This window comes from Dyadobacter sp. HNCC25DJ186 (genome assembly GCF_056895235.1).
Genome location: NZ_JBXHAS010000016.1, coordinates 58,754 through 79,925, shown reverse-complemented (window position 1 = coordinate 79,925; position 21,172 = coordinate 58,754). Strand labels below are relative to the sequence as shown.

16 protein-coding genes are annotated in these 21,172 nt (G+C 40.6%); 7 read left to right on the top strand and 9 right to left on the bottom strand.

Going from position 1 to position 21,172, the window contains the following annotated elements:
* The first annotated feature begins 180 nt into the window (after window positions 1-180).
* Together metK and AC1XUO_RS28020 are read left to right on the top strand one after the other, a co-directional pair.
* The gene (gene metK / locus AC1XUO_RS28025) at window positions 181-1,461 is read left to right on the top strand and encodes a methionine adenosyltransferase (protein ID WP_483333152.1); all 1,281 of its coding nucleotides are present in this window, start codon (window positions 181-183) and stop codon (window positions 1,459-1,461) included.
* 231 nt (window positions 1,462-1,692) lie between these two features.
* On the top strand, window positions 1,693-2,796 hold the full coding sequence (locus AC1XUO_RS28020) for a fatty acid desaturase family protein (protein WP_483333151.1): 1,104 nt from the start codon (window positions 1,693-1,695) through the stop codon (window positions 2,794-2,796).
* Window positions 2,797-2,801: 5 nt separating this feature from the next.
* Here the strand turns inward: AC1XUO_RS28020 and AC1XUO_RS28015 are convergent, their stop codons facing one another.
* The 4 genes from AC1XUO_RS28015 to AC1XUO_RS28000 form a co-directional block, all read right to left on the bottom strand.
* On the bottom strand, window positions 2,802-3,215 hold the full coding sequence (locus tag AC1XUO_RS28015; RefSeq protein WP_483333150.1) for a putative toxin-antitoxin system toxin component, PIN family: 414 nt from the start codon (window positions 3,213-3,215) through the stop codon (window positions 2,802-2,804).
* 3 nt (window positions 3,216-3,218) lie between these two features.
* Window positions 3,219-3,434, bottom strand: a complete 216-nt coding sequence (locus AC1XUO_RS28010; protein ID WP_483333149.1) for a hypothetical protein — start codon at window positions 3,432-3,434, stop codon at window positions 3,219-3,221.
* A 73-nt stretch (window positions 3,435-3,507) separates the two neighbouring features.
* On the bottom strand, window positions 3,508-6,624 hold the full coding sequence (locus AC1XUO_RS28005) for an efflux RND transporter permease subunit (RefSeq protein ID WP_483333148.1): 3,117 nt from the start codon (window positions 6,622-6,624) through the stop codon (window positions 3,508-3,510).
* Window positions 6,625-6,681: 57 nt separating this feature from the next.
* Window positions 6,682-7,749, bottom strand: coding sequence for an efflux RND transporter periplasmic adaptor subunit (locus AC1XUO_RS28000; protein WP_483333147.1), 1,068 nt, complete (start codon window positions 7,747-7,749; stop codon window positions 6,682-6,684).
* 326 nt (window positions 7,750-8,075) lie between these two features.
* On the opposite strand from AC1XUO_RS28000, the gene AC1XUO_RS27995 reads away from it, so the two are divergent.
* From AC1XUO_RS27995 to AC1XUO_RS27985, 3 genes are read left to right on the top strand one after another with little or no spacing between them, the layout of a single operon-like run.
* Entirely contained in the window at window positions 8,076-8,507 is a 432-nt protein-coding gene (locus AC1XUO_RS27995) for a hypothetical protein (protein ID WP_483333146.1), read from the top strand.
* A 21-nt stretch (window positions 8,508-8,528) separates the two neighbouring features.
* Window positions 8,529-9,284 (top strand): hypothetical protein, encoded by a 756-nt coding sequence (locus AC1XUO_RS27990; RefSeq protein ID WP_483333145.1) that lies wholly within the window; start codon window positions 8,529-8,531, stop codon window positions 9,282-9,284.
* A gap of 4 nt (window positions 9,285-9,288) precedes the next feature.
* Window positions 9,289-9,927, top strand: coding sequence for a hypothetical protein (locus AC1XUO_RS27985; protein ID WP_483333144.1), 639 nt, complete (start codon window positions 9,289-9,291; stop codon window positions 9,925-9,927).
* 122 nt (window positions 9,928-10,049) lie between these two features.
* On the opposite strand, the gene AC1XUO_RS27980 is transcribed toward AC1XUO_RS27985, so the two are convergent.
* The 5 genes from AC1XUO_RS27980 to AC1XUO_RS27960 all read right to left on the bottom strand — a co-directional run bounded on the left by AC1XUO_RS27980 (window position 10,050) and on the right by AC1XUO_RS27960 (window position 18,730).
* A complete protein-coding gene (locus AC1XUO_RS27980; RefSeq protein WP_483333143.1) occupies window positions 10,050-11,837 on the bottom strand; it encodes a purple acid phosphatase family protein in 1,788 nt (595 codons plus the stop codon).
* A 17-nt stretch (window positions 11,838-11,854) separates the two neighbouring features.
* Complete coding sequence (locus AC1XUO_RS27975; protein ID WP_483333142.1) at window positions 11,855-13,216, bottom strand: PhoPQ-activated pathogenicity-related family protein; 1,362 nt, start codon at window positions 13,214-13,216, stop codon at window positions 11,855-11,857.
* 145 nt (window positions 13,217-13,361) lie between these two features.
* Entirely contained in the window at window positions 13,362-15,005 is a 1,644-nt protein-coding gene (locus AC1XUO_RS27970) for a SusD/RagB family nutrient-binding outer membrane lipoprotein (RefSeq protein WP_483333141.1), read from the bottom strand.
* 33 nt (window positions 15,006-15,038) lie between these two features.
* Window positions 15,039-18,467, bottom strand: coding sequence for a SusC/RagA family TonB-linked outer membrane protein (locus AC1XUO_RS27965; RefSeq protein ID WP_483333140.1), 3,429 nt, complete (start codon window positions 18,465-18,467; stop codon window positions 15,039-15,041).
* 83 nt (window positions 18,468-18,550) lie between these two features.
* Entirely contained in the window at window positions 18,551-18,730 is a 180-nt protein-coding gene (locus AC1XUO_RS27960; protein ID WP_483333139.1) for a hypothetical protein, read from the bottom strand.
* Window positions 18,731-18,917: 187 nt separating this feature from the next.
* Between AC1XUO_RS27960 and AC1XUO_RS27955 the strand changes: the two genes are divergently transcribed.
* Together AC1XUO_RS27955 and AC1XUO_RS27950 are read left to right on the top strand one after the other, a co-directional pair.
* On the top strand, window positions 18,918-20,393 hold the full coding sequence (locus tag AC1XUO_RS27955) for a BamA/TamA family outer membrane protein (protein WP_483333138.1): 1,476 nt from the start codon (window positions 18,918-18,920) through the stop codon (window positions 20,391-20,393).
* A gap of 183 nt (window positions 20,394-20,576) precedes the next feature.
* A complete protein-coding gene (locus tag AC1XUO_RS27950) occupies window positions 20,577-21,170 on the top strand; it encodes a hypothetical protein (RefSeq protein ID WP_483333137.1) in 594 nt (197 codons plus the stop codon).
* Window positions 21,171-21,172: the final 2 nt, after the last annotated feature.

Sequence of the window (21,172 nt, the reverse complement as noted above, 5' to 3'; positions counted from 1 at the left end):
TTTATTATTTACAAGCGACCAGAGATTCTTCTACAAATTGGCGTAATACCCCTATTTGATTTATTTTTCCCGGCTGTTTATTTGGTTAATGTCTTAAAAAAATTCAATTTTGTTAGTCTTAATATAGTCTTTAATTATTTAGCATAAATTTAATACAGTAAATAAAACTTAGTACATACTATGCCATATCTATTTACTTCGGAGTCCGTGTCTGAAGGACATCCCGACAAAGTAGCTGACCAGATTTCAGATGCGCTTATTGATAATTTTTTAGCTTGGGATACAAACAGTAAAGTAGCCTGTGAGACTTTGGTTACAACAGGTCAAGTAGTATTGGCAGGAGAGGTTAAAACAAATACCTATCTGGATGTACAAAAAATCACGCGCGAAGTAATCCGTAAGATTGGATATACCAAAAGCGAATACATGTTTGAGGCGAATTCATGCGGTATTTTATCGGCAATCCATGATCAAAGTGAAGACATTAACCAGGGCGTTGACCGCGCTGTTGCAAATGAAACTTTTGAAGAAAAAGCAAATGCACAGGGTGCCGGTGACCAGGGGATGATGTTTGGTTATGCAACCCGCGAAACTGAAAACTACATGCCGCTTGCGCTGGATCTTGCACATAAGATCCTACAGGAGATGTCTTATATCCGTAATAACGAACCTGAGCTTATTCCATACCTGCGTCCTGATGCCAAATCTCAGGTTACGATAGAATACAGCGACGAAAATGTGCCTTTACGTATCGACACAATCGTTGTTTCTACACAACATGATGACTTTGATTCGGAGGCTACTATGCTTGCTAAAATCAAAGAAGATGTTATCAATATTGTGATTCCACGCGTTAAGGCAAAACTCACTGAATCACTTCAGGAATTATTCTCAGGCGATATTACTTTCCATATTAACCCAACTGGTAAATTTGTTATCGGAGGTCCGCACGGTGATACCGGCCTCACAGGTCGCAAAATTATCGTGGATACTTACGGTGGTAAAGGTGCGCACGGTGGTGGTGCATTCTCTGGTAAAGATCCTTCAAAAGTTGACCGCTCAGCTGCATACGCAACGCGTCACATTGCTAAGAATATGGTTGCAGCCGGACTTTGTGATGAAGTTTTGGTTCAGGTTTCTTACGCGATCGGTGTTGCGCAACCTTGCGGCTTATATGTCAATACTTATGGCACTTCGAAGGTTGCTGGACATGACGGAGAAATCGCATCTAAAATTGAGAAAATTTTTGACTTGCGTCCATACGCAATCGAACAACGTTTAAAGTTACGCAATCCAATTTACTCTGAAACTGCTGCTTATGGTCACATGGGTCGTAAAAATGAGATCGTCAAGAAATCATTTAAAGGCGCTGATGGTAAGGAAAAAGAAGTAGAAGTTGAGCTTTTCACCTGGGAAAAACTAGATTTCGTAGATAAAATTAAAGAAGCATTTGCGTTATAAATTCTTTTTATCCTGGAATATTATCATTAGGCCAGCCATATCGGCTGGCCTAATTTTTGATCTAATATTACTATTTCAACATTATTTTATTGTGAATTATGGTCATTATTTAGAATAAAGATCGGGATTATTCTTTTAATGTGTACTTTTAACCAATAAATAACCCTCTCATTCGTTGTTATGACGTCGAATAAAAATTATTCGTCTTCATGACCAGAAGTCATACCTTTTATGCAGTATCAGAAAATCAAGTTTACCAACAAAGAAAAGTCCACTTTCTTTCCTACGCTAAGACAACGAGTTGACCTCTACTTTTCTGAAAATAACCTCTGCAAAACCGGTGGTAATCAAATAATTTTCAAGGCTTTTTTCATGTTGAGCCTTTATCTTATCCCCTACTTTTTGATATTAACAGGATCTTTGTCTGATTTGACGATGCTGGCACTGTCTATCCTTATGGGCGTGGGCGTCGCAGGTGTAGGGATGTCTGTCATGCATGATGCAATACATGGATCACTGGCAAATTCTAATATTTTAAATAAAATCTTTGGTGGTTCTATTTATCTTCTTGGTGGAAACGCTTACAATTGGGAGGTTCAGCATAACAGGCTTCATCATACCTATACCAATATTCATGAAGTTGATGAGGATATCACAGGGAAATTTTTACTTCGTCTGTCTTATCAGGAAAAGCAGAAATATATTCATCGTTTTCAGCATATCTATGCATTTTTGCTTTATAGCCTGATGACGATTTCTTTTCTCTGGAAAGATTTCAAAGAGATTTCACTATTCAACAAAATGTCGGAGTCCGGCATGACAAAGCCGTATCCGAAAAAAGAATTAATCAGATTGATTATAAGCAAACTAGCCTACGTGTTATTCATCTGCGTATTACCGCTTACTTTGACTTCACTAACATTTGGCGAATGGGCAATTGGATTTATGGCTATGCATTGCACAGCCGGAATGATTTTGAGCACTGTTTTTCAAATGGCGCATGTCGTGGAAGGTACTGACCAACCGGTTCCTGATAATGTCGGGAACGTGGAAAATGCTTGGGCAGTGCATCAGCTACAAACAACTTCAAATTTCGCAGGGAAAAACCGTATTTTATCCTGGTATATCGGTGGGCTTGATTATCAGATCGAACACCATTTATTCCCCTCAATCTCACATATTCACTACCATGCACTTTCTCCGATCGTAAGTCAGACAGCCGAAGAATTTGGTTTGGACTATAATGCGAAGTCGGATTTCATGAATGCGTTGGGATCACATATCCGGATGTTGCGGAAGATGGGAACGGAGCGTTCCGCGTTGGAATTGGTTTGACTTGATCAGGAAGACTGGATCAGTATTTCAAGAAATTGATTTGCCTTGATTGTGATAATCTTCGGAAAATCAATAGAAGCAAGCACGTTATAATGATTATCATTAGTAACTAAATAATCTGCATTACAGCTTACTGCACAGTCAGTAAATTTATTATCATCTTTATCTGCTTCAATTAATTGCCAAAAATAGTAAGGCTCTATTTTATGAACATTAGATAGATTGAGCAATTCTACAAGCTTTAGATCTGCCCTGTTAAATCCCAGTTTGAGACCTAACTGCTCTTCATACTCATTAAGAATTTCGTTAGTGATAAACAAATCGTATTGTTTATCCCGAAGGCCTTGAAAAATTGGATGGTAGATTGATCTGCTTGGCAAAGAAACAAGAAGAACGTTCGTATACAATACGATATTCATATTTTATTGATTATTTTCATTAAGCATATCTTCCATATCCTGTTGATCCCATCCATTTTTATCCCAGGCACTGTCTGCCATTGTAGTAAGTCTTTGTAGGAAATACTCACCTATTAAATCCCTAATATTAGCCAAATCTTCTTCACTTATTTCTCTTGCATAAAGCTTTAACAGCTCTTGCTGAAGATTTGTAAAAGAAGTTTTAATCAATGTCGACATATTAACCGTTTTTATTCGAAGTTAACGAATTCTATTACTAAATTCAAGTGCTAAAGGATTGACTTGTCATCAATTAAACATGCGCCGCCTGCTCATCAATTTCACTTTCCCGGGCTATTCTTTCTATCATCTTCTTTTTATTCAGATCCTTTTCTCTGGAGAGGAAAGTGTACATTGCCGGAATAACATAGAGCGTCAAAACCAGAGAAAACAACAATCCACCCATAATTACAATACCCATTGACATCCTGCTCCTTCCGGCAGAACCAAGTGCCATGGCAATCGGTAATGCTCCCAAAATTGTCGCTAAACTTGTCATTAAAATTGGCCGGAAACGCAAAGTTGCAGCTTCCAGCGCCGCTTCTCTTTTGCCTAAACCGGTTTCCCTTAACTGGTTTGCAAACTCTACAATCAGAATACCGTTTTTCGTCACCAAACCAATCAGCATGATCATTCCGATCTGGCTGAAAATATTTAAGGTTTGATTGAAATACCACAATGAAAACACCGCTCCCCCTATTGCAAGCGGCACAGTGATCATGATAATAAACGGGTCCACAAAACTTTCAAACTGCGCTGCCAGAATAAAATAAATCAATACCAGAGCCAGGAAAAAGGAAAACATGGTATTCGAAGAGCTTTCGGCATAATCCCGTGAAGAACCGCTCAACGAAGTTTGTATGGCCTCATCTTTCAGCTTATCTCTAATTTTATCCATGGCAGCAATACCGTCTCCAATCGTTTTTCCGGGGGCTAGGGAAGCTTGCACCGTAGCACTCATATAACGGTTGAAGTGGAAAAGCTGCGGCGGACTGCTTTCTTCAACGGTTTTTACAATATTATCCAACTGAATCAAACTGCCGTTGCTGCTTCTCACAAACATACTTTTCAGATCAAGCGGTTCGTCGCGATTGATACGATCATATTGCCCGATTACCTGATACTGCCTTCCATTCATCGTAAAATAGCCAAAACGCTGTCCGGCAAAACCGAACTGCATCGTTTGCGCAACATCCTGAACGGATATACCCAGTGACTTCGCTTTTTCCCGGTCAATCATAATCTGCAATTCCGGCTTGCTGAATTTCAGGTTGACATCGGTAATAGCGAACGTAGGATCATTCGACGCCTCTTCCATGAACCTGGGTAAATATTCCCGTAATTTTTCAAAATCAGGAGCCTGAATCACGTATTGAATCGGCAGACCACCTCGCGAATCCACGGCAATTGTCTGCTGCTGGACCACAAAAGATTTTGCATCCGGGAAACGTTTTAACTGTTTTGTTACTAAATCGGCAATTTCCTGTTGAGATTCCTTACGCTCCATTCGGTCAGTCAGTGCAATTCTTCCGCTTCCTGTATTGGCGGCGCCAAGGCCTGAATTCCCCGGTGATGTGATCAACATGATCCCCTTTTTACCTGGCATTGAATCCGTCAGCATCTGGCTGATACTCTGTACATATTTATCAGTAAATTCGAATGACGAACCTTCGGGAGCAGTCATTTGGATACGAAACCAGTTTCGATCGTCCAAAGGCGCCAGTTCTGATTGAAGATCTTTTCCAAAAAACCAGATCATACCAAGTGTTAAGAAAATAAGCGGAATGGCGACCCACCTTATTTTCAAAAAAGAAGCAAGCGCTTCGCCATAACTATTGGTCATGTTAACAAAAAATGGCTCAGTTTTTTCATAAAACCAGCTTTTCTTATGCGTTTTACGAACCAGATAAGCATTCAGCATCGGTGTAAGTGTCAGCGACACAAATGCGGAGACAAGAACGGCGGCAGAAATAACGATACCGAATTCCCGGAATAACTTCCCGACAAATCCCTGCATAAAAATTACCGGCAGGAAAACCGATGCCAATGTAATCGACGTAGAAAGAACAGCGAAAATGATTTCATTGGATCCTTTGATCGCCGCTTCAATGGGCCCCATCCCCTCTTCTATTTTCTTAAAAATATTTTCGGTAACCACGATACCATCATCTACCACCAGGCCTGTCGCCAAAACGATCGCCAGTAACGTGAGTACATTAATGGAAAATCCCATGATATACATGATAAAAAACGTCCCGATCAACGAAACCGGAATATCAATCAGTGGCCGGAAAGCAATAAGCCAATCACGGAAGAATAAGTAAATGATGATCACAACCAGAATAATTGCAATCAGTAAAGTTTCTCCAACTTCTTCAATCGAGCGTTTTACAAAGATGGTATTATCAATCAGCGTTCCGAGTTCATAATCTTTGGGAAGTTCTTTTTTTATTTCCGCCAACCGTTTATTTACCTCCTCGGAAATATTAATATAATTCGCTCCCGGCATAGGCGAAATAGCCAGACCGATCATCGGTACATTATCAAGTCTTAAAACAGTTTCTTCATTTTCAGGACCTAATTGAGCATAACCAATATCCTTTAAATGAATCGTCTGCGTGGTTGTATTTTTAACGATCATATCGTTAAAATCATCTTCCGTTCTGAAACGGCCAACTGTTTTAACAGTCAATTCAGTATTATCACCAGCCAGTTTTCCACTAGGCAGCTCCACATTTTCTTTGTCCAGAGCTGACTTTACATCTTGTGTTGTAACGCCCAGTGAAGCCATTTTTACCGGATCCATCCAGATCCGCATTGCATATTTTTTCTGACCGAATATGCGGATTTCGCTTACACCTTCAATAGTTTGCAGACGCTGCGCTATTACATTTTCAGCATAATCACTTACTTCAAGATGGGATCTGGTATTACTTTTAAAAGTTAAAACAATGATCGGCTCCGAGTTTGCATCGGCTTTACTTACGACAGGCGGACCGTCGATATCCAGAGGCAACGTTCGTGATGCGGATCCGACCTTATCGCGCACATCATTGGCGGCGCGTTCCATATCGACACCGATGTCAAATTCCACCGTGATCTGGCTTGTTCCCTGGCTGCTTGTCGAATTGATAGACTTAATCCCTTCAATACTATTCAACTGTTTTTCAAGCGGTTCGGTTATTTGGGATTCAATAATGTCCGCATTGGCACCGGTATAACTTGTACGAATGGAAACTACCGGCGGATCAATGGAGGGAAATTCTCTCATCCCCAGAAATTTGTATCCAAGAAATCCGAAAAGTATGATGAGGAGATTCATCACAATGGCTAAAACCGGTCGCTTGATGGATAGCGTTGAAATACTCATAAGTTGATATTATTTGATACAGAAAAACCGCAGAAGTATCTGATAATGTTGCGCCAACTACCTGGCTTTGACCGGTGAACCAGGTTTCAAAGCCATAATTCCGGAAGTGATCAATGAATCTCCCTGCTGTAAACCACCAAGGACCTGGATCTTTTTATCAGTACGCAAACCCGTAGTCACCATCGCGTCCTCTGCCTTGCCGTTTCTCACAATAAAAACTTTTTTTCCTTTCAGCACAGGAACAATTGCTTCTGTCGGGATCATCACAGCTTTGTTATTTGCTGCCAGGTTGGCTTTAACTTTTACAAAAGTACCTGGCACGAATTTGCCAGCCGGATTTGAAGCAACTGCGCGAATCCGTAACGTTCTCAGACTTTCGTCAACCTTGGGATCCAATGCAATAATCCTGGCTGAGTGATTTACTTCATCTCCATCCAAATTGAAGGTGACCATACTTCCCACACGAATGTTGGAGGTATATTTTTCGGGCACTGTAAAATCAATTTTTACCGGGTTACTTTGAATAATCGTAACGATTGGCGTACCCGGAGCGAGATATGCACCTTCGCTGATATTTTTTAATCCAATTCGTCCGTTAAATGGTGCACGGATTTCTGTTTTTTCAAGCTGTGATTCTATAACTTCTTTTTCAGCATCCAAAACACGGATATTGTTTGAAGTAACATCGTATTCTTCCAGGTTTATTGCTTCCACTTTCAGTAGTTTCTGCTGGCGGGTTTCTATTTTCCTGGCCAGTTCCTGATTATATTCAACTTTTTGAAGCTGGGCTTTCAAATCGCGATCATTAATTTTGGCAATCAACTGGCCTTTCGAAATCGAAGAACCTTCCTGAATGTTAAGTTTTACGAGTCTGCCGGAGATTTCCGACATGAGTGTTACTTCTTCATTCGGCAGTATGGTTCCGGATGCGAAAATCTGATTATCGAGGGATTCCATACCGACAACATATACACTGACAGGAATAGCAGCCGCTCCCGCAGACTTACCGCTTGATTTTCCGCCTGAATTACCTCCGGCCTTCTCGCTTTCAGATTTAGGAAAAACATAAATTTTCCCCAAAACAAGGACGATCACGATAGTGCCAATCAAAATTACTGTGCGCATATTTGATAAAACTAAATTCTGTACAATTTGTATGTATATAAATTATATTTCTTAAATGCCGTATTTAAATATACTTCATATTGCACAAAGGGGCAAAAGGAAGGTTTTATACTTTCCGATTTATCAGAATGTAATTAGATAATTCAAGCAATAGCCAGACTGTACACTCAGGGTTAACTTTATCGATATATTATTCTTTGGATACGCCCCAGCGTCTAATGTTTTTTATTCGATGAGTAATCACTTTATATTAATTACCCGCTTATTCCAACTATTGACCTGATTTTTTGGTCTATCATACATAGTGGTATCAAATCCTGAGCGTAATGAAAAAACTCATTATACTGATTGCCCCGATTCGACTCAACAGTTGTAAAGAAGGGCGTATTATTGATAATCCTCTTTTACAAACGATGGATTTGCCCGGGTTTACTATCAACGCATCGCGCGACTGGAAAAATTACGTCAGACAGGGTATTGATTCACGAGTCGGGATTATAACAAATGGAGCTGATACTTTACATTATGACTATGGTTGGTATTCCTATAATTTTGACGATATCACAACCGCAACACACAATAACGAAAATATTATCATTGACGGGCGCGATGCACTTCTTGTAAAACCTAAAACTTCAGGCAAAGGAGTTATTGGCTTTTATGCAAAAATAGGTGACATAAATAGATTATCTCTGATAGGAAAAAGTAAAAACGAAGCTGAGATACTTTCTATATTTAAATCCGTCAAATTCAATTAACTAGCCTAACTTACCTTCTCAATGAATGTTTTATCTTTAAAATGCAGGATTTGTACCGTTTTATTATTTGTCCTCACTGCACTTAACAGCACATTTGGACAAGTCCGTCAGAATGACCTGATCGTCAAAAAAGACAGCTCCAAAATTGAGGGTAAAATCTTGGTTGTCGAAGAGCGGATTGTACAATACAAAAAAGCAAGTGACCCGAATGGACCAACTTTCCATATCCTTAAATCAGATATCGCCATTATCAATTATGGGAACGGCGAAACCCAAACATTTTCTTCCCAACCAAATGTTTTATCAGACAAGAGTACCGGTGCGGTGATTTACTACCCAACCAGTCCGTGGATTCAAAGAGATTTCGTTGACAATCTGAGCATTTGGCGTCCGCAAGATTTAAAGAGCGCGCATCGTTTTTATCAGGACAAATCCAAATCGTCAAAAGCTGTTGCAATCATCTTTGGTATTTTAGGCGGCGCAGCTACCATAACCGGGATTGCCCTGGTCATCAGCGGTAGCCGGGAAGATGCTTATGGCTATCGCTACAATAGCATAAACAGGGACATTGGCATTCCTTTAATTGTTAGCGGCGCCATTACCGGCCTTGTGGTAAGTATTGCTGGCAGTGCAACTTCTAAGAAATATCGCAGAAATATGAGCCTTATCGAAGAAGAGCTAATTAAACGGAAAGAACCATTTTCTAACGTTAAAATCCGTCCTGGCTATAATCCCTTTAACAGAAGCCGCTCATTGTCTCTTTCCCTAAATTTCTGATTGTATGCATTTCAAAAGTTGTAGAAAATCGAAATTTACCTTCTTGGTTTTATTTGCGATTGGCAGTTTTCCAGCCATAGGTCAGCAAAGAAACGCAGACAGAATTGTTACGGTAAAAAAAGACACACTAACCGTTAACATTTTAGAAGTGGGGCTTACTGAAATAAAGTACAAAGAAGCGGATAACGGAATGATCCATCTGGTGTCAAAAGCGAAAGTTTTAAAGGTGTTTTATGGCAATGGAGAAACAGAAGAATTCCTGAATTTTACGCAATATCAGGATAAATCAATACCTGATCAAACGGATTTAAAATATTACAAAATGGTTGTGGCAACGCCATTTCAAAAATCGATAGCGCAATGGTCGGATCAGAAATTGTTTACAGAACAGAAACGCTATCAGAATATTTCCAGTACCACACTATTTTTGGGTATTACATCCATTGTCACTGGTTCTGTACTGTTTGGCTATGGAATTGCCACAATTTTTGATTCCGGCCAAGCTCACGAATTTATGAGGGGCGGGATATTTACAGGAACGCTTGGAATTCCATTACTAGCATTTCAGAACAAGTTTAAAAAGAAAAGAAAATTTATCAGCATGGAAATCGAGCGACGAAGTTTTCGACAAGGACTGCCATGATAAACAAATTCTTTACCAGCAGATTTTTAGTCTTGTTGTTGACTGAAACAATTTGGCACTAACTAACCAAAATACAATAAAGACAAAATTCCTTTTGTCTTTATTGTATTGTAATAATCAGGTTACTTAACAATCTCAAAAGCATCCTTCACAACGCCATCAGGATTCAAACATTTATATATCAGCTTATTTCCTTTCATCGAAATGTGTTGGTATAGCGGCCCATCAGGATATCTTTTCACTGCGTAGTCTTCTGCAGGCCATTCGGGCTGTTTGCCAGGAATACTTATCGACATCGTATAAATCGTTCCTTTTGCAGGTGAATTCACTGCTTTCCCATGATTCATTGGTTTGGTTCTGAGGTAATAGTGCATGTGCCCGCTCATAACCATATCCACATGATATTTATCAAACAATGTACACCACTCGCTGCGGATTTCATCGTACGGCTCTACAAAATTATACGGAGGGAAATGGAAGAAAACGAATTTCCATTTCGATTTTGAAGTTTTAAGTTTTTCTTCAAGCCAGGCTGTCTGCGCAGGTACTGACAGCGTCGCATCGATCATGACAAACAGAGCGTCCTGATAATTGAACGCATAAGTCATTTCGTTGGGCAAACCCGCAGGACCGTTTTCAGGCAGGCTAAACATATTTTGATACATCTCAGCGCCCAAACCATCCTGGCTGTCATGATTTCCGGGTATTGGCATGAGCGGTTTATATCGAAAAACTTCGCCCGAATTTTGCCAAAGTTCATCCCATTCATCCCGGTGCAGTCCCGTACTGACCAGATCGCCGGCAATATTAAAAAACGAAATCTCAGGATGTCGTTTAAGGGATTTCTGTGCCATGTTACCCCAGATCTCAGACTTGTGCGTATCGCCAAACCAGATAAAGGAAAATCCGTTATTGGATAAATTTTCTGTTGTAAAACCAGCAACGTCTGACCATACTCCATTCTTTGATCCAACTTTGTAATGATAAACAGTCCCTGGTTTCAGATTACTGAGCTTCGAAGTATGGCGAAAAATATACCGGTCATTTTGCAATAACCTATCCTCCATTTTTTCCGAAGATGCTCCTAAAATCAGCGTATCGTTTCCATTTTTCTCCCAATATTTAATCATACCACCAGCCGCGGTGCCATTTGTCCGCCATTGAATATCCATGGTCGTTTTGGGATCACCACTTATTGTGAGCAAAATCTGATCCGGTTTTGTCGAAGAGGGTGTTAAAGTTTTCCGAAAAGCATCGACCAGGTGAGCCTCCCGCGCGCGCCCACGAACGGTTGTAAAAAGAATCTGTCCGTCGAGTTCGGCCGGGACCTCTGTCAAAACCAATCCATCCCAATCATGGTATGTAAACGCACCCTTTTTCATAACAGACAACGGAAAGTCTGATGGATAAACGTGGGTTACTTTTAGCTCGTCGCTCTTTTTCTGCGGTGCTACACTTATAAAATAGACAGGACGATGTTTGTCAAAACCATTTATCCCAAGTTCAACTTTCCCCTGCTCAAAATCTCTTTGCCATACCTCGTAATCATATTCTTCATTTTTTACGATCAAACCTGTTTTCTTAAAGCCGCTTTCTTTGATCCAAAAGGGAATAATCACCTGACTGGTATTTCGCATCAGCGATACGGTAACCGGAGTGTTGACATCGAATGTCCAGAATTTGGTTGCAAGAGTGTGTTTTTCGTCATTCGTTAAAAAATTTAGAATAAAACGATCATCGATAGCGTCAAGCTGTTGGGCATTGAGATCCTGATATAGCCTTGTGACAACATGATCAATAACATTTTTGACAGCGTCTGATTTTGCAGTTTGGTACCTGACTGCCGAACAGCAAATAAAAATCAGCAGGACTGAACCTGTCAAATTTTTAAGGTTAAAATTTAGCTTCATTTTTAATATTAATTGTTTCAAAGCAGCTCTTTACTGTTTGTTAGAAATACGCGGGTGCTTTCAGTATACGTCCCGCCGTTTTTATCCTTGTATTTTAAATCAATATAAAATGCGCGAAAACCGCTAACAGGAAATGCCTGACTCACTTCAACCTTGCCTTGATTTTTGATTCCCAGACTTTTACCAGTCCATTTATCATCACGAATATCCTGGTCTTTCGAATCAGCCGACCATAAGATCACATCAACCAAGGGATCCGCGGAGGCATTTACAGAAAGGTTTACGCCCTTTTTATCAATCGATTGTGTCCATTCACAAACCGGATAAGGCGTCCCCGTAAGTGTATTACCGAAAAATGCCCCCAAGGCTTCCAATGCCTGTTTTCCACCGCCGAGGTCATGCCCGGCATTTGGTACATAGTGAAGCATATTATTCCCGGGAATGTCTTTTAAATAATTTTTAATGTTATCCACAACCCAGTATTCGTCGTTGGTTCCCATGATGATCAGTTTCGGCATTGTAAGTTTTGACCGGTAGGAATAAGGATCAATCATGGTGGTAATGGCAGAACCGTCCGGCGTGTTGCTGTTTTGAGGTATACCCAGTTTTACATAGTCCTCAATCTGGACGCTGTAATCTCCCCAGGATTTAATCTGATAATCCAGACTTACCGGCATATTCAGGATATCGATCACCATCGGTGCAATCGCAGCGACTCTTTTGTCATTGGCGCCCGTGAGCCAGGTTGTCCATCCTCTTTTTGAAGCACCGGAAACTACAAATTTTTTGATATCATGATGGAGATTTTGCTTCGAAAACGCCTGAACCACATCCATGGCACGCACAGCACTTTTCACCATAGGAAAAAGCAGCGGCCAGCTATAATCTTTATCTTTTTTGAAATTGTGTAATGTGTAAGAAATCAAAGCATCCTCGGTAAGATCACCGAAAAATGGTTGATTGGGTGTTTGTTTTAACAAGGCTACAATTGCCTGATTTTGTTTGGCGACATTACTTAAAGACACAAGTAAATTGTCGTCCCGCTTGTTGCTCCAATTGGGAAGTCCTTCCTTATTGGACCCGCCGGTAATAAACAAGAGGGCACCATCATAATTATTTTTCTTTGGAACGATGATTGTCAATTGATGCGTCCATGTAAATTCCCGCCATTTTTGTGAAGTTACGAGAAGGTTGTAAAATGTATTATCATCCTGTGAGAAAGTCTCTTTAATTTCCCATTTCAAAGATTTATCTCCATTGTCAAGATATTTTTGAAGCGCATTTTCCGGTGTTATCGGTTCCTGCGCTTTCACGCTCACGCCAAACAAAAAAGAAAAAATCAGTATATTAAAAATCAGTTTTGAAATATTACTTTTCATCATGCAAAGGTTAATTGGTAAGTCTGTTTCATAAATTTTATAAGCTGAAATCGATTTGGAACGCTTACAGCAATCGCTATTTTAAAAAGCAAAAACGGGCGATAATGATCGGCCCGTTTTTGCTTAAACTAGAATTGCATCCGGACTACCAGGGCTTATTGGTACCCTGAATCAGCCATTGTTTCGACCAGGGACTATTTTCCTTATCTGCCTGCGAGAAACTGGTAATCTGTAATTTGCTTAAAGCCTGTTCTGCATTGACTTTGTTGATATTTATTTCATTACGCATATAATAGAAACGTACAGGCAACACTTGTCTCTTCGCAGCAGGACCTGCTTTCAATTCAGGAAAACCTGTTCTTCTATAATCAAACCAGGCTTCTGTGGCGGCTGTCCAGCTTGCAATCCACTTTTGTTCAATTACTTGTTTCAACGTATTATCAAAAACAACGCCTGGCTGAGCCATATAAGTCGCGTAAGAACTGGCAACGGTCCAGGTATTGAAAGAAGCTTTGATAGCTTCCTCATAATGTGTTTTCGCACTTCCAGCAGACCATCCCTTCAAAGCTGCCTCGGACAGAATAAAATGAACTTCTGCGGCAGAAATCAGGCGTACTCTTAACAACGGTCCTTTGGCGAATTTGTAAATATTATTCAAAAATGAAACGTGCGGGTTATAAGATGTTTGCCCCGGCGTAGGGTTCAGATTGTAGGCCGACGGCAATGCTGAAAAACTTGGTGGCAAACCAACATATTCAGGATCGGTATCGATTGGCGCACTTCCCACTTTATCGGGAGAGAGCATTCTTTTTCCATTCACAATTTTGTCCGTCCCCGCAGGAAGCGTTGCATCAACGACCAATGGAACCTGAACTTTATTGGCCCATATCGCAAGTCTCGGATCTTTTAGTGCCTGAAGTTTTTCTACGAAAGTTGCACACATTTTTAATCTTCTGTAATTACTTCCGCTGGCATCAATAACCGTATCAGCAGGCCAGGAATCACCTTCACTATTTCCCGCAAAACCCATCGTGGCATCGTCTGTATTCACGGAAATGATCGGATACTTATCGGCACTCGCTGCAATTTTTTCAATACCCGCTTTTGCGATATCAGGTTGTTTGGCAGAAATACGCATGTAATATCTCAAAAGAAGCGAATTTGCCATTTTTCTCCACTTTGCAGGATCACCGCTATAATATACATCTACATTATCAACAATCCCGGAATACTCACTTTTTGATTTTGACAACAATGTATTTGCTTTTTCAAGATCCGCAATGATGCCTGCATAAATTACCGACTGGTCATCAAAAACAGGTTTGATATCCGCAGTACTTCCCAGTTCACCTTTTAACGCATTGGTATAGGGAGCATCACCCCACAAATCCGTGATCAGGCCAAACATAAACGATTTCATGACCAACGCAACGCCCTGGTGAAATTCCAGTTTCATTTCAACGGCTCTGTTATAAAGCAAATCGTTATTTCTTAAAACGTCATAGTAACGGTTCCAGCTTTGGTCGCCGCCCCAGTCATAATCATTATGTCCGCTTGACCATGCATCTTTTTGCGTATGCTGTACAACTCCCGCGATATCCTGATAACCAAGTTCTACATAAGTCCTGGCCGCTTCGGTCAAGACCGTTGGCATAATCAGGTTTGGGTTAACCGATTCAGGTCCAACGCCGTTCGGGTTCTCATTCAGTTCCGTCAGATCTTTACAAGAAAATGTAAGCCCGCAGAAAAGTAAAGAGAACGCTATTATTTTTTTGCTAATTAGTTTCATATTGATATTTTTAAAACAATGATGTTTTGATTATCAGAAAGTTAGACCAAGCTTAAAACCAACAGGTATAACCCATGGCGTCACATTGTACCGTTCAATTCCCTGACGGAACTGAGTTCCTGCCTGTTTAGATGATTCCTGCTGAAATGCCGTTTCAGGATCAATACCAATTTTAGCTTTCGTCCACAACATAATGTTACGACTGTATACAGAAACATTGGCAGCCTGCACCCCGATCTTTTTTACAAAACTGGCTGGAAGATCATATCCAAGAGAAACCTCACGAAGTTTGATAAAAGACGCGTCAAAAGTTGCCGCGCGCATAAAACTCCATGGATAGTTATCGCCATAAGGAATATATTTCGTGTCTTTTCCGCCAAGGTTTTCAGTATAACCTGTAATATTTCCGCCCTCGTCATACGTTGCGATCACACCCGGATTGAAAACTGCATAATTGTAGGTATTTCCTCCATATTCGTAAGGGAAGCCACCATATTCAGCAGTTGGCCCACCGACGATTGGAAAACGGTTCCCGCTGATTTTTATATATTTGTCAGGATCAGAAGTCAGCATATTGGCAAGTGCGTCTCCCGAAAGCCCGTTCGGGTTTATCAGCTGATCCAGGAACCGCTGAGACCTCAAATCTGACTCAGAATAACGGTAAGTCTGAGAAACGAAATTTCCGCCACTTCGCCAGTCAAAGGTCATATTCAAACTAAATCCTTTGTAAGTAAGTGATGTTTGCATACCCAGGATAAAATCAGGGTTGAAGTTTCCGATTTTGTTTCGGGTATTTGAATAACTTACACTTTGCCACGAACCGTCACTGTCGAGGATCGGATATCCAAAATATTTTGAAGATTTATCCGTAACCGTTACGACTTCTGCATCATACATATCTCCGATCTTTTCACCCACATAGGTTCTTGCCCCTCCTTTTGCATCAGCCCACAAATCATAAAATTCCAATCCGTCAGACAATTCTTTGATTGTAGTCCGGTTACGCGACCAGTTGGCCGTAATGTCCCAACGCCAGTCGTTTTTATCCAAAGGTGTTCCTCCAAGCGAAAGTTCAACGCCCTTACTTACCAACAGACCTGCGTTGATGTTTTTAGACGTAAACCCACTGGATCCCGGCAAAGTTGTCGGAATAATCTGGTTCCTGTTTTCAACCTGATAATATGTTCCCGCAAAACGCAATTTATTTCTGAACATATTCAGATCAATACCAGCCTCATAAGAGGTAGCAATTTCCGGTTTCAGGTCAGGAAGTAAAATCTTACCTGATTTTGACAAACGCGGAACCCCATCCCAGGCACCAGCATTCTCCAATGTAGCAAACAAACTATATGGGTCGGTATCCTTTCCAACTTGTGCTGCACCACCTCTTAATTTAAGCAAGCTGATCTGTTCCGAGACAGGAATCATTTCGTTTAACAAAATACTAAGTGACGCAGACGGATAAAAATAGGACCGGTTTTCTTTCGGAAGCGTACTCGACCAATCGTTACGTGCAGTCACGTCAAGGAATATCATGTCACGGTAACCAAAGTTCGCTAGGCCATATACGCTGAAGACAGCTTTTTCAGAAAAATAACTATCATAGCGAAGATTTGCAGGAGCAATGTTAGCGATCGTAAACAACCCGGGAATGATAAGACCCGTACCGTTTTTCGTAGCATTATTAACATCTGTATTTTTTTGGTAACGTGTATTTCCACCGGCTGAAAAAGATAAACTGAAATCACTGATATCTCTTTTATAGGTAGCGAGGAAATCCGCATTACGCTCGAACCGTTTCAAATCAATAATACCATATCCGCCTCTTGAATCATTGGTATAACTATTTCCGATTTTTGTCTCCCGCTGCTCGTTATAGGTATCCAAAGCATACCGGGCCATCAAACTTAAATGCGGAGTGATCTGCAAATCGGCTTTAAGGTTTCCAAAAACACGGTCGCGGACAAAACTGTTGTTTACCTCATAAGCTAAAAAGTATGGGTTATTGTAATCGCCCTGCGCCTGTGATAATTGTTGTAAACCTTCCTGGCCGGGAACCCAATAATTTTTCAGGTCCCGAATGTCAATATGCGGAGAAACTGCGTAAGCCCATTGCAAAGGGTTTGTTCCGCGGTTTCCCGATGGACGGTTATTCGAATTGTTTCTGCTGAAATCTATGTTTGTACTAATCGTTAATTTCTTACTCGCTTTCAGCGAAGTACTTACGTTCAACGAATTACGAAATAAATCAGAATTCGGTACAATACCGCGATTTGTCATATTGGAATAAGAAAGGCGATAAGTAATCGACTCTGTATTGTTAGCAATTGCAACGCCGTTGGTGGTTGTTATTCCCGTTTGGACGAAATTCTTCACATTATCAGGATGTGATACCAGTTCCGTTGCGACCGGATTTCCATCTGCACCAAGCGGACTGTTCCACTGAATCGCCTTATAACCTTTGTCCAGTTCCGGGCCTACACCTCCTGAAGAACCTTCATCTATCTGCAAGATTCCGCCCGGATATGGATTATTATCAGGTGTGAAAGGTAAAATCCCGGTTGCAAATTTTGAATGCATTTTCAGAAAACGATAAGGCTTATCAAACACAGTATTTGAAGTTATCGACACCGTCATTTTCTTCGCTTTGCTGCCACTTTTTGTTGTAATCAAGACAACACCGCTACCGGCTCTTGATCCATAAAGTGCTGCGGCACTTGGGCCTTTCAGAATCGAAACACTTTCAACATCATCCGGATTAATACTTGAAATCGCATTACCATAATCGACGCGGTTATCATTACCCACCTGGCTTACGTTGTTCAGCGTGTTAGCTATCGGCACGCCATCCACCACAAATAACGGCTGATTATCACCGCTCAGGGAAGTTGCACCGCGAATAATCATACTGACAGAAGAGCCTGTTCCGCCTGTTGCACTGATCGAAACGCCCGGAACTTTTCCTGATAAGGAATTAAGAATATTTTCCTGGGCAACTCTGCTGATTTCTTTTCCATCAACCTGGCCGACTGAATAGCCGAGTGAACGCGTTTCACGACTCAAGCCAAGCGCTGTAACTACATGTTCTTGCAAAGTTTCTGATCCCTCTTTTAAAGCAACATTGATAACAGATTCATTCCCGACCTGAATTTCCTGATTTTCAAAGCCAATGAAAGAGAAAACCAAAACAGGATTTTTGGCTTCATCAACAGATAGGGAGTACATACCGGACGCATCAGAAGTTGTCCCGATCTGTGACCCTTTTAAAATAATGTTGACTCCCGGTATTGCTGTTCCATCGTTCGATGAAGTTACGCGACCTGAAATCGTCCGGGCCAATTTTGTCGTTTTTGACAACGCGGCTGGCTTTTCAGCTAGTACAACCGAAGCTCCAAATCCAACCGTCATCAGGAGGATAAGCAAACATCGGAATGATGATAAAATAATTGTTTTCGTGTTCATTTTACAAGAGAGTAATTGTTAAAAACATAGATTGTAGATTTGGACAGAACTTTTGACTTCATACATTATTCTTCTCTTTCTCTTTATTCAGGCTCATCCCTGTTGTCTCTCAGGAGCTGATTAAAATAAATTTCAAGAGCATCGGAATATTTTTGCTTTTCATTTTCATTACTTATACCAGCTAATAATTCGGTCAATTCATCCCCGGAAAGCTTGTTAGCGATCAGTTTATTAATCAAATCGTCGGCACGGGATGGTGTCATATGATCGCCTGTTAGTCTCGTGATATGATACTCGCATCCTGAAAAAACAGACTATCATTTGTCCTGGTTTTTTAAATATTAACAATTACATAACACTCGGAAGCTGACCGGCTTGCAGAAGAAAACCGTTAGTTTATTTAAGACAGAAGCACTGTTCCAAATGATTTAGGCGTATTTTTGAAAAAATATGAAGCAGACGAAAGTAAAAGATTGTGTCAAAACAGAACATGGAACGAGCAGAATGAAGGTAATCCTACGCTATCAGAATATTTACCTTTTATTTTTATTTACACTTCTTCAAACGGCATTGCACGCTCAGGTTCCTGCCGATAGTATACCGCAGGTTATTCTGGGGGATATTTCCGTGGAAGGTAATCACCGTACACGAACGAATATTATCACGAGAGAACTTGCCATTAACTCCGGCGACACCATCCCGACAAGTTTACTGGCTGAGACACTGGAAATTGACCGAAGAAAGGTAATCAATACCAATTTGTTCATCACGGTGGAAATGATCCCGGAGGCTAATGCAGATTCTATCCGTACCAATATCAGGATTTTGGTTAAAGAACGCTGGTATTTTATCGCAACACCGGTTTTTCAGCTGGCAGACAGGAATTTTAACGAATGGTGGTATGACAGGAACCGCGACCTGAGCAGAACTATTTACGGTGTTTATATGAGTTACGGTAATGTCACTGGCCGGGCTGACAAGTTAAGAGTCCTGGCTGAATTTGGATTTATTCCAAAATTTGAAGTAACATATTCCCTGCCTTATCTTGATAAAGCACAAAAAACGGGGATTACCGTCGGCGCATCTTATTCAACAAATAAAACGATGGCTTTTCGGACCTGGCGGGATAAGTTGAGCTATCTGAATAGCGAAGATATCAACAAAAAACGATTTTACACCTTCGTTGCGCTGACCCGAAGAAACAAATATTACACCTTTCATTCGCTGGATTTACGATGGAGTTCGACGCAGATTTCGGATACCATTGCTGTCTTAAATCCAAATTATTTACTAAAAAGCAGAACGGACCAAAAGTATTTTCAGCTGACCTATTCATTCAGTTACGACAAGCGGGATAACTTCCAGTATCCTTTGAGAGGAAAAGTAGGCGGCATTCAGTTTTCAAAGATCGGTTTACTGCCTTCTGATCACATAAATCAGGCATATGTATATGGATCTTACAAGCAATTTTTCCAGTTGAGCAAACGTTTCTTCGCCAACTCAGGCATCCGGGCCAGAGCTTCTGCACCGAAGCGACAGCCTTATCTTCAAACAATCGGACTGGGATATCGGAATGATCTTGTGCGTGGATACGAATTGTATGTGATAGACGGGCAAAGTTACGGATTGCTGAAAAATGAGTTGAAATACAAGATATTTTCTACCCAGAAAACAATACCATGGATTCCAATTCGTCAGTTTAACACCATTCCGCTCGCTGCTTACCTGAATACATTTGCAGATGCTGCTTATGTTAAAAACAGCTATCCTGAGTTAAGTAACACCAGATTGGGGAATAAATTTATCTACGGTGCAGGTGCCGGTGTGGACGTTGTAACTTTCTACAACATCGTCGCACGTTTCAACCTCACCGTCAACGGAAAAGGTGAACGTCGTTTTTTCTTCAACATTGGCAGAGAGTTTTAATACGCCTAAAAAACTGTGTAACATTTTCCTGATCTTCCATTTTTGATTATTTCAGAATCAGACGGCATAAAATTTTAATGTTGCCATTCAAGATCCGATAAACATTTTCTTATAAATGACAGCGGCTTTGAAAAAAGATCTTCATTATAGTTAGATTTGCGGTATATATCCTTTAAGCGAAACATGACATACTCTATCACACTTAGAAACATTTTTGTAATTATTCTTCTGGCCGTTACCCTTCAAAACTGTAATACCAAAACAAAGGATGAAGAAGAGACACCAAAAAACGATTCTTCTTCTGTAATAACGACGGCTCCGGAAGAACTCAATAGCGACCAGTCTGCGTTGCTGCAGGAAGTGCTTGGCACATCAACAGACGGCGTTTTCCGCAGTATCTCTTTTGGCGATCCATTGAGCAAAGTTAAGGCTACGGAAACGTATGAAATGTTTGAAGATGCGGCGGACCATGTAGGTTTTACCAAAGAAACCGAAAAAATGGAAACAATTGATATCCAGTATTTTATTACCGTCGATAAAAAGGTTAACAAAATTATGGTAGATGTTTACCTGAATAGTCCCGATGCTACCAAACAGCTATGGAACGCTGCAAAAGGACATTTCACCGAACTTTACGAAATTCCAAAGGAAAAAGACAAGACCGTATCCTGGTTTAAAAACTCCGTGCATGTGACGATGGAAGATGTATCGGAAGGGAAAGATTATGGCCTGAAATTTCAATTCACGCCTGATAAAAATGTACTTGCCGTTAAATAATT

Coding starts and splice junctions, on each gene's coding strand:
- metK (WP_483333152.1), top strand. CDS start 181: ATGCCATATCTATTTACTTCGGAGTCCGTGTCTGAAGGACATCCCGAC.
- AC1XUO_RS28020 (WP_483333151.1), top strand. CDS start 1,693: ATGCAGTATCAGAAAATCAAGTTTACCAACAAAGAAAAGTCCACTTTC.
- AC1XUO_RS28015 (WP_483333150.1), bottom strand. CDS start 3,215: ATGAATATCGTATTGTATACGAACGTTCTTCTTGTTTCTTTGCCAAGC.
- AC1XUO_RS28010 (WP_483333149.1), bottom strand. CDS start 3,434: ATGTCGACATTGATTAAAACTTCTTTTACAAATCTTCAGCAAGAGCTG.
- AC1XUO_RS28005 (WP_483333148.1), bottom strand. CDS start 6,624: ATGAGTATTTCAACGCTATCCATCAAGCGACCGGTTTTAGCCATTGTG.
- AC1XUO_RS28000 (WP_483333147.1), bottom strand. CDS start 7,749: ATGCGCACAGTAATTTTGATTGGCACTATCGTGATCGTCCTTGTTTTG.
- AC1XUO_RS27995 (WP_483333146.1), top strand. CDS start 8,076: ATGAAAAAACTCATTATACTGATTGCCCCGATTCGACTCAACAGTTGT.
- AC1XUO_RS27990 (WP_483333145.1), top strand. CDS start 8,529: ATGAATGTTTTATCTTTAAAATGCAGGATTTGTACCGTTTTATTATTT.
- AC1XUO_RS27985 (WP_483333144.1), top strand. CDS start 9,289: ATGCATTTCAAAAGTTGTAGAAAATCGAAATTTACCTTCTTGGTTTTA.
- AC1XUO_RS27980 (WP_483333143.1), bottom strand. CDS start 11,837: ATGAAGCTAAATTTTAACCTTAAAAATTTGACAGGTTCAGTCCTGCTG.
- AC1XUO_RS27975 (WP_483333142.1), bottom strand. CDS start 13,216: ATGAAAAGTAATATTTCAAAACTGATTTTTAATATACTGATTTTTTCT.
- AC1XUO_RS27970 (WP_483333141.1), bottom strand. CDS start 15,005: ATGAAACTAATTAGCAAAAAAATAATAGCGTTCTCTTTACTTTTCTGC.
- AC1XUO_RS27965 (WP_483333140.1), bottom strand. CDS start 18,467: ATGAACACGAAAACAATTATTTTATCATCATTCCGATGTTTGCTTATC.
- AC1XUO_RS27960 (WP_483333139.1), bottom strand. CDS start 18,730: ATGACACCATCCCGTGCCGACGATTTGATTAATAAACTGATCGCTAAC.
- AC1XUO_RS27955 (WP_483333138.1), top strand. CDS start 18,918: ATGAAGCAGACGAAAGTAAAAGATTGTGTCAAAACAGAACATGGAACG.
- AC1XUO_RS27950 (WP_483333137.1), top strand. CDS start 20,577: ATGACATACTCTATCACACTTAGAAACATTTTTGTAATTATTCTTCTG.